This is a genomic window from Enterococcus sp. 9E7_DIV0242 (assembly GCF_002140975.2).
Taxonomy (GTDB): Bacteria; Bacillota; Bacilli; order Lactobacillales; family Enterococcaceae; genus Enterococcus_L; species Enterococcus_L clewellii.
Genome location: NZ_CP147247.1, coordinates 1333629 through 1347056, shown reverse-complemented (window position 1 = coordinate 1347056; position 13428 = coordinate 1333629). Strand labels below are relative to the sequence as shown.

Below are 13428 nucleotides of genomic sequence, written 5' to 3'. Positions count from 1 at the left end.
ACACAATGGAAACCCATATTGAAAAACTTATAATAGAGAAGATAAATACTCTATTTATTACCAATAGAAAAAGCTACTTAGAGCAATATGGTAAAGGAGAAGCAGTCACTTACAGGACGGTGTGGTACACCTTATCCGATGGAGTAGTTGCAAAGCATCTAAAGCATAAAAAGACTATAGGTGTTCGGCTGGGAGATGGAGGGCTAACTAAATTTTTAACTTTTGATGTGGATATTTTGGATGTCCATGATTGCCGGCAGACGACATTAAACTTAGTCGATTGCTTAATTGACATATATGGTATTTCTTTAGGAGATATCCATGTTTCAATAAGTGGGCTAAAAGGTTATCATGTTGATTTATACTTTGATGATGTTATCAGAGAGAAAGAACTCGAAGCTTTTTATTTTGAAGTATTAGAGTATCTCGGAGAAACAACTAAGAGAATTGAACGACGTCCGACAACAAGTTACGGGGTTAAGCTTCCTATGGGATTTCATAGAAAAAGCAGGGTTCTATGTTGTTATGTAAATAATCAGACATTAGAGCCACTTCCTTACAATCACATTTTATCTATCAAACAAATGAGCCTGGATGAGTTTAAAGAATCAATTCTTAATGATTGTAATAAATCAGTAGACATTAAGAAGAACATTAGTAATAAGAATACTGGTTTTTTCAATGAGGTAAACTTTTCTCAAAAAGAAGTAGCAGAAGTTTTTAATACCGGTCACTTGATACGATCTAATTCGAGAGATGCTTTTACTTTCAGAGGAGCTATCTGGCTAAAAGAACAAGGATATTCAGAAACTGGAACACGGTCGGTTATTTTTGAAATTATAGAAAATACTCTTGCGAACAATGAAACAAGATGCTATATTTCTTCAAAGTCTTTAACTAGGCTGAAAAAAGAAACGAGTCGGGTTGTCCGTCTTGTATATGACCGTGATTATAAAATTATTGGTAGAAAAAAAGAAATTTCATTATACAAAAATGAGATTGATTTACTTTTAGAAAAAGTGAAGCGTACGCACCATTTACGACTTGCGTTCAGTATGTTAGTTCATTCTAAGTTGTACGCCGATGATGACGGAGTATTTTATTTTCCATATAGCTCGATGGAAAGGCATGGTATTGGTAAAAATCGTACACGAGTTCTAACGTATATTCAATACCTTGAAGAACTTGGTATTTTAGAGATTGTTAGTCGAGATAATTCTGGTGGAAACATGTGTAAGAAGCCTAACAAGTATAGAATGCTAATTCAGGCAGAAAAAGGTGACGGAGTATCCTACACCATAAAGAGTGAAGGAGAACTTTCCTTGGAAACAGTGAGGGCAAGTCTTTATGACAAAGAGGAATTAGCAGTGATGGAGAATAAACAAGATAAAATCATCTATTATCTTTAAAAAAGTAAAGCCGGGTATCCAATCAGATAAGGATACTCCGGCTTTTTGTTATGGCTTAAAAGTTGTTCTTTCAATTTCTTGCTTTTTTAGAAGTTTCATATAGCTAATAGTTCGTTGTGTATCTTCGGCATTTAAAGAGCGGTAGAGGGCAAGAAATTCTTCTTCGGATTCAACTACATCTTTATCCAAAAAGTGGCTAACAGGGGTTCCTAGAGCTTTTGAGAGGGCTGTGAGGCTTTCTAAACTAGGTTCAGTTACAGAGGTCTCCCATCGTGTAATTGCCTGTTGTGTTGAATGAATTCTCTTAGCTAGCTGCTTCTGCGTCCAACCTAAAGCACGCCGTCTCTCCCTAATCGTTTTAGCATATTGCTTTTGTTTCATTAAATACACCTCTCCTTTGTTATATTACAACAACACGTTGTATTTGTATTGATAATAAACAATGGAAAACCACATAATGAGTTGAAATACATCAAGTTGTTGTTTATAATGGTGCTAAGGAGTGAGCAGATGAAGAAGACTAGTAGGCTTAGTCAGTATAGGGAAGCGAAAAGGATTTCTCAAAGTGAGATGGCTGAAAAGATGGGTGTAACACAACAGTGTATCAGCTCTTGGCAAACTGGACGGACAATTCCAAAGCCTCATCAAATGAAGCTATTGTCCGGTATTTTAGAAGTACCAATAGATGAGCTTTTCTATGAGGAATTTAACAAAGTATAATAATTAAATGTAAAGGATAACCCCACCCCGTAGTATTTTGACCGTACTTTATACACCCCTAACAACTGGAGAACAACTACTCGGGGTGTGTTTTTTTTGTTTTTTGGAATCCGACTATATTTATTTGTATCTGAAATGAAACAGAAATATCATCTATAAATGTTGATATAGCAATGTTTTATTCGTTTCAGATAGTAACAGCCAATAAAGGAGTTTTCCGGCATTTTTGACCGTTTTATATCACTAAATAGTACTGTTTTTTTTAGAAATAGCTATATGCAATGTTTCATTTATAGTTGAAATCAGGGAGGATAAGGAGAATGCAATTAGTTGTGACAAAGCAAAAAAAATTAATGATGAGTATGGGGCTAATAGTAATACTATTAGTGCTAACATCGTGTGGAAATAATAAGTTTATAGGTAAATGGGAAGCCTACACCGACCAAGGATATCGGTTAGACATTACTATTACTAAAAAGGCTATACAAATCCATTCTGGGGACAATTTAAATGAGTTACCATATACACACGGTAAAACCGATGATAATATGCCGATGATTGAAGCAGAAAAAGACGGCGTTTTAATGATGGCTAGTATCTCAGAGAAAACGGACACCGTAAAAGATGAAATACTTTACTTACTTATATCTAATGATGGAGGTTACACCTCACAGCAGATAGTCGGTAAAAAGGTTAATAAAAGCGATATAAGTTTCTTACAAGTGTGTATACTCGCTTTAATCGGAATAGGTGTAATAACTCATATACAACAGAAGAAAGGCAAGGACAAGACACATGGATGAAGAGAATAGAGTTACAGAAAGCCAACTAGCTTACCATATGAACCGTTATAAGAAAATTAGTTTACAGCTCGTTATAGGTTTCTCAGTTATGCTTGCATTCTTTATGGGGCTATGGTCAACTATACCTTTTATCATTTTCCTTCTTGTTGGAAGAGCTTGGTTTTTAAAGCAGTATGAGCGGAACATCAGAGATACTAACGAAATAATCAAAGATGAATAGTACAGAGGACAGCTAAGAAAGAGCTTTGCAAAGAAGATTTTGAGTGGGCTATATTTAGTTAAATATAATCAATAGAGGAACATTGAAAGATATTATTCTTCCAATGTTCTTTATTTTCTCAGCGGGTATTTCTTGACTCCATTTCTGACTCCGTCTTATTGATTTTAGTTGAACTTAGATGAGTATTTAAACTAGCTATTTCTTAATTCCTGTTCCCATGTAACTTGTCTTGAACCTCATTGATATTGACTTTTCAAACTATGTCGAACAAGGGAAAACAATATTTATGGATGGACAAGCAATCAGTTACAACGAGATATATGGAAGAGTTATAAGAGCTAATAATTAGTAATAGTTCAGTTGAAGATGAGAGCTTTTATCTAATCTTTGCTATAATTAGAGCAGTCATTCAATGCTGGAGATTTGAAAACAAAGAGGAGGTCATTGTATGAATTTATTCTTAACCATAATTGCTACAGGAATACCGGGCTTCATGTCATATTGGTATTTGAGCAAAATAGGATTAGTGTATTTTGATAAAGATAAAAAAGATGAAAAAGTTGTAGTTTTAGGTGCACTATCTTTACTTAATATGGGCTTCTCCATTTTTTTGATGTATTTATCATTTGATAAAATTTTAAATAAAAAAATTGATTTTTTTAAACTTAGTATTTATGGTGCGGTGATCTTATTTCTAGTGGCATGTATAGTCAGCTTTTTATTAACTTACTTTGTTTATCCTCGGGCATTGAAGGAAGTGAATACTTCCATTGAAAAGAAACTAGATAAAGATTTGGTACCATACACTACAAACAAACCAACTATTGAACATCTTATACAGAATCCGACGTTTCCTTATAACTCAGTGTACATATTTAAAAATGATGATAAGAAAACTTTTGTAGAGAGCGGTATTTTAGAACGATTATCTGTAACTGAGGGTTCATTTAAAATGTCTATTTCTCCTAATACTTTTAGTACTGAGGAAGATTTCAAATACAAAGAGGTTAGAGCTCTATTCAATGGTGAGCACTATACTAAAGACAGAAAACATATCTATTTTGACTTTGACAGAAATTTAATAATATTCATATTTAATGAAGACATGAGTGGCTAGAATGAAGGTGCATTTATTAAAAATAGAATTAAAGGTGGGATTTCAATGAATACAGAAGATTTAAGTATCGAAATTTTAGAATTAATTGAGCTTGGGACAGAAGGTGATTATTGGGATTTTAAACAGCAATGGTATTCTAAAAATATTGATTTGTTACATGACATTATATGTATGGCTAACAGCCCGGCTAATAGAGATGCGTATATTATAATCGGAGTCAAAGATGAAACGAATGAAATTGCCGGAGTTCGTAATGACGAGAAACGAAAGAATCAACAACAAGTTATTGATTTAATTCGCAAAAAACCAAAATGGGCTGGAGGGAATATTCCGGAAATATATGTCAAGACTGTTTCTATTTTTGATGAAAATGTTGATGTTATAATCATCAAACAAAGTGATAATACCCCGTTTTATTTACTAGAGGATTATAAATATAAAGAACAAGGTATACTCTATAAAGGGAATATCTATACTCGTAAAGGTGATACAAATACACCTAAAACCGACACAGCTAATTTGTACGATACTGAAATATTGTGGAAACGAAGATTTGGATTACTATATAATCCATCACAGAGAGCAAAAAACTATCTAATAGATTTAGAAAATTGGGAGAGAGTGGACGGTGAATCAGATAAATCGGGAATCACCCGATTCTTCTTTTACTATAAACAAAATCCGGATTACACTGTACATTTTACTAATACAGAAATAGAAGAAGATGAGGAATTTACTCCACCCAAGGATATTAATGATGAATCACTAGGTGACCCTTTTTATTATTTGTACGCATTTTGTAATACAAGCTGCCATACAGACTTCCATTCAGATGAAAAAGCTACACTTTATTATAGGGATGTACCTCTATTTTCTAGTCTAATTGAGAGTATTGATAAGGGGAGAACAAAAGTAATTCCACCGGAGTTTTGGATAAAACCTTACTTTATAAAAAGCAGCTTTCGTTATCTTCTGTTTGAATTTGTAATTTCATATTGGAGCGGGAATTACTCGAATGAGGCTAAGCAGATGTTTTTACGTGTGATACCATTATTTAAAGATGACACTGAATGTGCAGAGTTTATGCAATTTGTTGAAGAGAGGGGATTCACAGAAAATAGACTATTGAGACAATCAATGCATGGTGAAGCATTGAAGCGATTTGATAATACAATCGTTGAAAAATATGAATTGTATGGAGACCCATCTGGAACGGAATATATTTCTTCTAAACTCCGAGATAATCCAGAGCTAGTCGTTAATTTTTCTAGTCCTACTAACCCAAACTTTGATGAAATTACAAGAAAACTTAAAATAGGTAAAATGCTGGTTGATTGGCTAGATGAGTGGCGTAATTTTAAAGAATAAAAAAGAAACAGCTGTGAGGCTATTTCTTTTTAATCGGTGATTTCAGTTCTCCGGTATTCGGAGTCGGAAGTTTTATATCTCTTCCTTCATTTAAAGGATTTGGTTTAGATGGGCGTGGATTTTCTTTTGGTTTATGTGACATAATTTGTTCATCCTTTCAAATCAATATTTATATCTATTATACAATGAAAAATAATTTTATGCTGACCAGATTTTGACCAGCCGATTTTGTATTCTATTGTAGTCATATGCGCTTAATATTTTGTAGTAATGGTAGGATTCTCCTTGTTTGTTTCAGGTTGATTCGGTGTGTTATCTTAAAATCTATATGGAAGGGTCTGTGGGGTAGACCTACGCTTTAAGCTAGAAATGTTGATTTTACAGCATTTCTAGCTTATTTTTTTATATGTTCTGAAAAAACCTAGCTATGCTAGGGGTTCCGGAGAGCTTCCAGCGTGGTAGTAAAAAAGCCTCCCAAACTGTTAAGATGAAGTTGGTTTCCCGACCACCACATCAAAAAGTTTAGGAGGTACCTTTATGAAAAAGGTTAACGAAAGTTTATCACACACTGTATGGAAATGTAAGTATCATTTGGTATTCGCACCAAAATACAGAAGGCAAATTATTTATGGAAAATACAAGACAAGTATAGGTGAAATACTCAGAGAACTATGTGAAAGAAAAGGTGTAGAAATCATTGAAGCAAATGCCTGTAAAGATCATGTTCATATGCTAGTGAGCATACCACCAAAATTGGGTATCTCTCAATTTATGGGCTATTTAAAAGGAAAAAGTAGCTTAATGATTTTCGACAGACATGCCAATTTAAAGTATCGCTATGGCAATCGAAAGTTTTGGTGTCGAGGATACTATGTGGATACGGTAGGGAGAAACAAGAAGCAGATAGAGGAATATATTCGTAATCAACTTCAAGAGGACTTCGTAGCAGATCAGTTAACTTTATTCGAAGAGGTTGATCCGTTTACAGGAAAAGAAAATCGGAAGAAATAGAAAAGAGCTCCTTTAAGGAGCTGTGAGTAAATGTGGTGCACGTGGGAGACCTTTTCTTCAGTGAGCCTTTCAGGCTCTGGCCGGTAATAGAGGCTCACAGCCGCAGAGCAAACCTCCAGTTCACACTGGAGGTTTTGATTCTATAATTAAACAATGAATACGATTTTGAATACGATTCGTTTTAAAAGTTAACATAGTTTGCGAACTGTTTACCAATCTCTTTAATTTTATTAGGAGTCACATGAGTATAGATATTCATAGTGTTTTTATATCCTTATTTTAAGAATATGTATTACCGAGTGAAATCAATAAAGTATTTATATTCATTGCCAATATAGTAGCATTCTGTGTACTCATAAAAATTTTTATAGGCATCAGAGGTAAAACGGCATCTTTTTAGTAAAGGTGTACCATTGCTGACCTTTAGGATTGTAGCGATTTCTTTTGTAGGTAAAACAGATTCAACAACTTCCTGATTGCTAGTAATATGGATATCCAATGAGTTTAGATAGTCATAAAACGAATACTTATAATCATTTGTGTTCAATGAAAAATGCTCTTCATGCTTGAAGTATGTAATAAAGTAACCGATCGGCTTGCCTTTATTTCCGCGAAGTCTTTTTAAGATAATAACTTTTTCACCGGGAGTAATGTTCAAAAAATTGGCAATGGTATGATCCGCATGTGAAACAATGACGTTTACTTTAAGTGTTTCAAATTTGATTCCTAATTCTTTCATTTCATTTGTAAAGCTTTTAACAATTGTATAATTTTGCTTATCATCGACTAACTTTCTCTCCGCAACAAATGTCCCTACTGGTTTTTTTCTCACCAACAGCTTTTCTCGGACCAATTCTTCAATCGCTTTTCGTATCGTGATTCGACTGACATGGAAGATATCACATAGCTCGAACTCTGTAGGGATTTTATGTCCTTCCTGCCATTTCTCAATTCGGATATTGTTTCTCATTTCATCTGCAACTTGTACATAGAGTGGTTGGTTTTCTGTACCCATTATGGCCTCCTAATGTTATAACATTGATAGAAAAACACTGATTTCAAAGGGATTAAAATATACATAAAATGCCATTGAAAGCGTTTTATATATGCATTATACTATTGTCATAACATTAGAGCAAGGAGAATGAGCATGTACAGGAAAAGACCTAATGTAACGATTAAGGAACCTATAGAGCTAATAAATGAAAAAAATGAAATTCTTTCCAAACTTACCAAAGGAAATGCTGTTGACAGGCTTGCGATTGAAACTTACCCGGGAGTGGATAAGTCCTGTTTGATAGAAGAAGTACAGCAAAATTTTTCGGAGTATAAGATAATCGATACGGATGAACTTTATTGGTCACCAGCTCGAATCATGGCAGCGCTTCAAGAGGACTTGACAGACGATCAAGCATTTGGACGTTTTTCTCACAAAGATTTTTCTGAGTTTTTTGATTATGAAAAGATTCGTCAACAGCGGGAATTAAACAAGGGAGGAGAGAAAGTAATCGTTATCGGTGTGGGTGCCGCAGATGTGCTCGATTATGAGGTTCTTGCTTATGTCGACATTACTAGATGGGAAGTACAGCTGCGCTATAAAGAAGGCTTGATGAATTGGCAAGGATTTAGGGAAGAATCATTCGCTGAAAAATTAAAGCGCGCCTATTATTTTGATTGGCCGGCAGCAGATTTTCGAAGAAGAGAGCTGGTGAAGAGCTGTGATTATTACTTAGATGGAACAGATCATCGTAGCTTGAAGATGATCCACGAGTCTGATTTAGAGAAGGTGTTGAGTGCCTTTATTCATCAACCCTTTCGCTTAGTTCCCTATTTCGATCCAGGTGTTTGGGGCGGCAATTGGATGCAGGAAAAGTTTGATGTGGGGGCAAATCAGCCGAACCTGGGCTGGAGCTTTGATGGCGTACCAGAGGAAAATAGCATTCTGGCGAAAATCGGTGAGTTCGAATTTGAGATGCCGGCTCAGCTTTTGGTGAACAGCTATCCTGAAGAATTGCTGGGCGAAAAGGTATATGGCCGTTTTGGCAGAGATTTCCCGATTCGTTTTGATTATTTGGACACGATCGATGGGCAGAATCTAAGTTTACAGGTACATCCAACTCTTGATTACGCCTATCGGAAATTTGGCGCAAAATATACACAAGATGAAAGCTACTATATCTTGGATTGTAAAGAAGATGCTGTTGTTTATCTGGGTGTTAAGGATGAAGTAGACAAAAATGGAATGATCTCTGCTCTCAAAAAAGCGCAAGAAACAGGCACCTTCGATGAAGAAAGATATGTAAATAAATTTTCTGTGAAAAAACATGATCATTTCTTGATACCTGCTGGCACAGTACACTCTAGTGGCAAAAATTGCGTAGTGTTGGAAATCAGTGCCACGCCAAATCGATTTACGTTTAAGCTTTGGGACTGGGGAAGGTTAGATTTAGACGGAAAACCAAGACCTATTTCAATTGATCATGGAGAACAAGTGATCAATACAGATTTTAATGAAACCTTCGCCAAAAGGGAATTGATCAATGCAGTGACAGTTATCCAAAAAGAGGAAGGCTTTTTAGAAGAAAAAACAGGCTTACATGTGTTAGAAGCGATTGAAACCAGACGGCTGACCTTTTCAAAAACTATTTCTTTACGGACAGAATCCAGTGTAAATATGTTAAATCTAGTGGAAGGAGAGCAGATAGTTGTTACATCGCCAGACGGTAAATTTGAGCCATTTGATATTTATTATGGTGAGACATTTATTATTCCTGAGATCATTGGTGATTATTTATTAACACCTGTGGATGGGCAAACAGTAAAAGTGATGAAAGCCTATATTAGATAAAAGGATGTTTGAACAATGAAAAAGATTTCGATCTGTTTAGATGTGGGAGGAACCTATATCAAAGGTGCGCTATTTTCAAATGAATTCAAAGATAAGTACACGGAAATCCATTATTATCCGGCTCGATCAGATGAAACAAAAGCAATGATTTTAGAGAATTTTGACACGATTTTTACGAATTTATTGTTTGAATACAGTGAAAGTGAATGGATAGTAGATACTATTGCTATCGCTTTTCCAGGACCATTTGATTACGAAAAAGGAATTAGTTTGATCAAAGGGTTGGGAAAATTCAATCAACTATACGGAATCAACCTTTTAGCAGAACTAAAAAAAATACAGATGAAAAAAGAAAATGAGCAAATCCGACATGCAGCTATCTTTTTTAAAAATGATGCCGAAGCCTTTGCTTTTGGTGAAAATCACTATTCAAAGGTAAATAGAGGTGCCTATTTTACGATCGGTACAGGATTAGGATCGACCTTTATCGATCAACAGAAAATCGTTGCCGGAGCAAGAGGTATTCCTGAATCGGGAATGATATACGATCAGCCGTTCAAAGAGAGCATCATTGATGATTATGCTTCAGCTAGAGGGCTGGAAAAAATTATTGACGTCTATTATCTCGACGCGTTATCTGGCGCAGAGCTGTACAAACAGGCGAAAGAAGGAGCTGAAACTGCACGAACTGTTTTTCAGTTTTTTGGTGAATATCTGGGTCAGGCAATCAAACCATATATTTCGAGCTGCAAGCCGGATGAAATCACATTTGGAGGACAAATCAGTAAAAGCTTTACTTATTTTGAAGGTGGATTACGAAAGGCTCTTGGAAAACAAGAGCAGCAGATAACGTTGAGAGTCAGTGAAGACACAACCTTAAGAACCTTAGAGGGATTATTTATACTAAAAGAAGGAGAGAAAACCGATGAAAAAAATTACTAAACTGATTATGGGAACGGTTGGATTATTGGCCTTGGCTGGATGTGGCGGAGCAAAGGAAGGGAAAGAACAGGTAGAGCTGACGATATGGGGAGATGCCGATAACCAGGCAATGCAGGAAGAGGCTTTTACAAAGGTCAATGAAGCGTTTGTTAAAGCAAATCCGGATATCAAGATCAATTATCAATACTCCGGTACGTTAGACTCAATAAATGTAGCGTTGCAATCAGATTCATTACCTGATTTGTTCTGGGTCCAGGGCAACAAATCGACTAAAATGGCTGAAATGGCGAACAATGGGTATCTATTACCGATCGAAGGGCTGAACTATGATCGTTTTTCAGATGAGGCAATCGAATATGCAACGGTGGATGGTAAAATATATTCTTCTCTGCCTTCCTTTATCTCATATGTAACCTATTACTACAATGTGGATATATTTGAAGAGAACGATTTAGAAGTTCCAACAACTTGGGAAGCGTTTGACCAAGTTGTAAATAAACTAAAAGAGACAGATACTGCTCCGATTGCATTAGGAGGAAATGGGGATTTTGACCGTTATTGGTATATTCAGACAACGGCAGCGAGCTTGGCTAGTAAGGATATCGACAGTATCGTTACAGATAAAAGTTCAGCGACTTTTGATGAATTGAAGACAGTGTTTGAAAATTTCTATGACTATAGTAAAGCGGGTGTCTTTGGAAAGGATTTTGTTTCAACAGATGGAAATGGGGCGAAATTACTGTTTACCAATGGAAAAGCAGCGATGATCCCTGACGGTACCTGGAATAGTAAATCATATTTTGAAAGCGGTCTAAATGTGGGGACATTCGTATTGCCGGGCAAAGATGGAAAGAAATATGCACAGTCCGGTCCTAACAACATCAATACGTATGCAATTTCTAAGAAAACCAAGCATCCGGAAGCAGCAACAAAATATGTTGAATTTCTAAACAGCAAAGAGGCACAGCAAATCATTGAAGATGCTACTGGAGAAGTGCCGATGCTAGATGATATTGAGCCGAAAGATGACAGAGTTTCTGAACTGGCTGATTTTGATGAGGTCGGAGTAAATATCTATAATAAATTGTCTCAGGTAGCATCAGAAAGCTCTAAACCACAAGATTTGCTGCTAACTTCTATTTTGCCAGATTTGATGCAGGGAACGATTACACCAGATGAAGCAATTGACCTGTTAAAGGCTGAATTGGAGAAATAAAAGTAAAGGAAGATGTTTTATGAAACAAAAGAGGGCATTCCTATGGTTTATCGCTCCAGGTTTTATCTTTTACTGTCTCTTTGTCATCTATCCGATTTTTTCAGCGGCGAAAATCAGTTTCTTTAAATGGAACGGAATCGGTGAGCAGCTATTTGTTGGATTTGATAATTACAAAGAGCTGTTTTCTAATCCGATTTTGTTGAATCAGCTGACAAATGCCTTAAAGCATAGCTTGATTATTTTCATTTTGACAGTCTTGATCATGCTCCCATTACAAATTGCTTTTGCTTATATGATTTATTCAAAGACGACTGGGCATGGGGTCTTGCGGACGGTTATTTTCTCGCCGCAATTCATTTCAACACCAGTAATTGTTTTTCTGTTTACGTTATTACTGGATGCGAATATCGGATTGATCAATGAGCTGTTGAACAAGGTTGGGCTAAGTTCGTTAGCTCAGCCTTGGCTGGGAATGCCCAGTGTGGGAATCTATGTTGTTTGGCTCATGATTTCCTGGGCTGGTTTTGGTGTGGGAATGATGTATTTTATTGCTGCGATGAATATGATTTCCGAGGATAGTATCGAAGCGGCTTATATGGAGGGAGCAGGGTATTGGAAACGATTATGGCTGATCGTTATCCCGCAAATCAAAAATACTATTTTGAATTTAGCGCTGATCTCTTATATCACTGCTATGACGATTTTTGACTATAGTTACATTTTAGGTGGTGTATCGGGTGGCGTAAACGGTAGTGTAGATGTAGTCAGTCTGTTTTTCTATCGAATTGCGTTTGGCGATAATAATCCGTTAGGAGGCAACCTTTCAGAAAATTCAATGGGAATGGGGACCACGATTGCTTGTGTCCTATTCTTGATTATCTTTATAGTTGCTTCATTGCAAATGTATTTCATGATGAGAAAGGATGAGGATGATGGGAAAGCATAAAGGGATAGTGGAAAAAATCATCAATAAGATCATGTGGCTGGCTGCTGCATTCATCATTTTCATTCTTGGGTATCTTCTATATAATTCATTTCGCGAGAAAAGCGATTTTATGACAAATACTTTAGGATTGCCGAAAGGCTTCACTGTTCAAAACTATATTAAGCTGTTTGTGAATGACCATTTTGAAAAATATTTTCTTAACAGTGTCATTATTCTTGCTTTCTCAGTGGTTTTGTTAGTCTTTCTAGCTTCGTTTGTCGCGTACGGTTTAGGTCGCTATACGTTTAGAGGAAATCGTTTCCTACGGGTATTTTTCTTGATAGGTATGATGTTTCCGGTACAATTGGGGATCGTCCCGATTTTTCTATTGATAAAAAATGTTGGTTTGATGGATTCGTATACCAGTGTTGTTCTTATTTTGGGAACAGCGATCAGTATGCCTGTATTGATGTTGACTGAATTTTTCAGTAAACTCCCTGATGAGCTTTATGAAGCGGCTACATTGGATGGTGCAGGAGAATTAACGATTTTTTTGCGGATCATGTTTCCAATGGCCAAACCAGTCGTCTTTTCTGTGTGTATCATCAGCTCTGTAAATATTTGGAATCAATTTTTTATTCCACTGATTTTCTTACAAACAGACACAAAAAAGACTGTCCCGTTACTAGTTGTTAAATATACCAATAATCTGTTTAACAACATGGATAGTGCTCTGGCTGCCTCCGTATTAGCCACGATCCCAATCTTGATTCTATTCGTTATTTTTTCAAGAAAGGTTCTATCAGGTTTTATGAATGGTGCAGTTAAAGGATAAATTTAATGATTGGA

At 35.9% G+C, this 13428-nt stretch carries 15 protein-coding genes; 12 read left to right on the top strand and 3 right to left on the bottom strand.

Annotation, left to right across the window (positions count from 1 at the left end; translation table 11 throughout):
• Nucleotides 1–5: 5 nt before the first annotated feature.
• Entirely contained in the window at nt 6–1409 is a 1404-nt protein-coding gene (locus A5888_RS06230; RefSeq protein WP_339101994.1) for a DNA primase, read from the top strand.
• 48 nt (nt 1410–1457) lie between these two features.
• On the opposite strand, the gene A5888_RS06225 is transcribed toward A5888_RS06230, so the two are convergent.
• The gene (locus A5888_RS06225; protein ID WP_339101993.1) at nt 1458–1790 is read right to left on the bottom strand and encodes a helix-turn-helix transcriptional regulator; all 333 of its coding nucleotides are present in this window, start codon (nt 1788–1790) and stop codon (nt 1458–1460) included.
• 129 nt (nt 1791–1919) lie between these two features.
• Between A5888_RS06225 and A5888_RS06220 the strand changes: the two genes are divergently transcribed.
• The 5 genes from A5888_RS06220 (at nt 1920) to A5888_RS06200 (ending at nt 5637) form a co-directional block, all read left to right on the top strand.
• Nucleotides 1920–2129, top strand: coding sequence for a helix-turn-helix transcriptional regulator (locus tag A5888_RS06220; RefSeq protein ID WP_339101992.1), 210 nt, complete (start codon nt 1920–1922; stop codon nt 2127–2129).
• A gap of 320 nt (nt 2130–2449) precedes the next feature.
• On the top strand, nt 2450–2932 hold the full coding sequence (locus A5888_RS06215; RefSeq protein ID WP_339101991.1) for a hypothetical protein: 483 nt from the start codon (nt 2450–2452) through the stop codon (nt 2930–2932).
• Entirely contained in the window at nt 2925–3152 is a 228-nt protein-coding gene (locus A5888_RS06210; protein WP_339101990.1) for a hypothetical protein, read from the top strand. The genes A5888_RS06215 and A5888_RS06210 overlap by 8 nt, the downstream gene beginning before the upstream one ends.
• A 448-nt stretch (nt 3153–3600) precedes the next feature.
• On the top strand, nt 3601–4269 hold the full coding sequence (locus tag A5888_RS06205) for a hypothetical protein (protein ID WP_339101989.1): 669 nt from the start codon (nt 3601–3603) through the stop codon (nt 4267–4269).
• A gap of 45 nt (nt 4270–4314) precedes the next feature.
• Nucleotides 4315–5637 carry an ATP-binding protein gene (locus A5888_RS06200; protein WP_339101988.1) on the top strand — a complete coding sequence of 441 codons (1323 nt, stop codon included), beginning with the start codon at nt 4315–4317 and terminating at the stop codon, nt 5635–5637.
• Between the two features lie 19 nt (nt 5638–5656).
• Here A5888_RS06200 and A5888_RS06195 read toward each other — a convergent pair whose 3' ends face one another.
• Nucleotides 5657–5779: a hypothetical protein gene (locus A5888_RS06195; RefSeq protein ID WP_269160903.1), complete on the bottom strand. Its 123-nt coding sequence runs from the start codon at nt 5777–5779 to the stop codon at nt 5657–5659.
• A 395-nt stretch (nt 5780–6174) separates the two neighbouring features.
• Between A5888_RS06195 and tnpA the strand changes: the two genes are divergently transcribed.
• A complete protein-coding gene (gene tnpA / locus A5888_RS06190) occupies nt 6175–6648 on the top strand; it encodes an IS200/IS605 family transposase (RefSeq protein WP_339101987.1) in 474 nt (157 codons plus the stop codon).
• 292 nt (nt 6649–6940) lie between these two features.
• Here tnpA and A5888_RS06185 read toward each other — a convergent pair whose 3' ends face one another.
• The gene (locus A5888_RS06185) at nt 6941–7663 is read right to left on the bottom strand and encodes a GntR family transcriptional regulator (RefSeq protein ID WP_339101986.1); all 723 of its coding nucleotides are present in this window, start codon (nt 7661–7663) and stop codon (nt 6941–6943) included.
• 135 nt (nt 7664–7798) lie between these two features.
• Between A5888_RS06185 and A5888_RS06180 the strand changes: the two genes are divergently transcribed.
• Genes A5888_RS06180 through A5888_RS06160 form a run of 5 tightly spaced genes read left to right on the top strand, consistent with a single transcriptional unit; the run spans nt 7799 to nt 13414 of the window.
• Nucleotides 7799–9496, top strand: a complete 1698-nt coding sequence (locus tag A5888_RS06180) for a class I mannose-6-phosphate isomerase (RefSeq protein WP_086348303.1) — start codon at nt 7799–7801, stop codon at nt 9494–9496.
• Between the two features lie 15 nt (nt 9497–9511).
• Nucleotides 9512–10438, top strand: a complete 927-nt coding sequence (locus tag A5888_RS06175) for an ROK family protein (RefSeq protein WP_086348302.1) — start codon at nt 9512–9514, stop codon at nt 10436–10438.
• The gene (locus A5888_RS06170; protein ID WP_086348301.1) at nt 10422–11654 is read left to right on the top strand and encodes an ABC transporter substrate-binding protein; all 1233 of its coding nucleotides are present in this window, start codon (nt 10422–10424) and stop codon (nt 11652–11654) included. The genes A5888_RS06175 and A5888_RS06170 overlap by 17 nt, the downstream gene beginning before the upstream one ends.
• 19 nt (nt 11655–11673) lie before the next feature.
• Nucleotides 11674–12600, top strand: coding sequence for a carbohydrate ABC transporter permease (locus A5888_RS06165; RefSeq protein WP_086348300.1), 927 nt, complete (start codon nt 11674–11676; stop codon nt 12598–12600).
• A complete protein-coding gene (locus A5888_RS06160) occupies nt 12587–13414 on the top strand; it encodes a carbohydrate ABC transporter permease (protein WP_170924717.1) in 828 nt (275 codons plus the stop codon). The genes A5888_RS06165 and A5888_RS06160 overlap by 14 nt, the downstream gene beginning before the upstream one ends.
• The last annotated feature ends 14 nt before the right edge of the window (nt 13415–13428 follow it).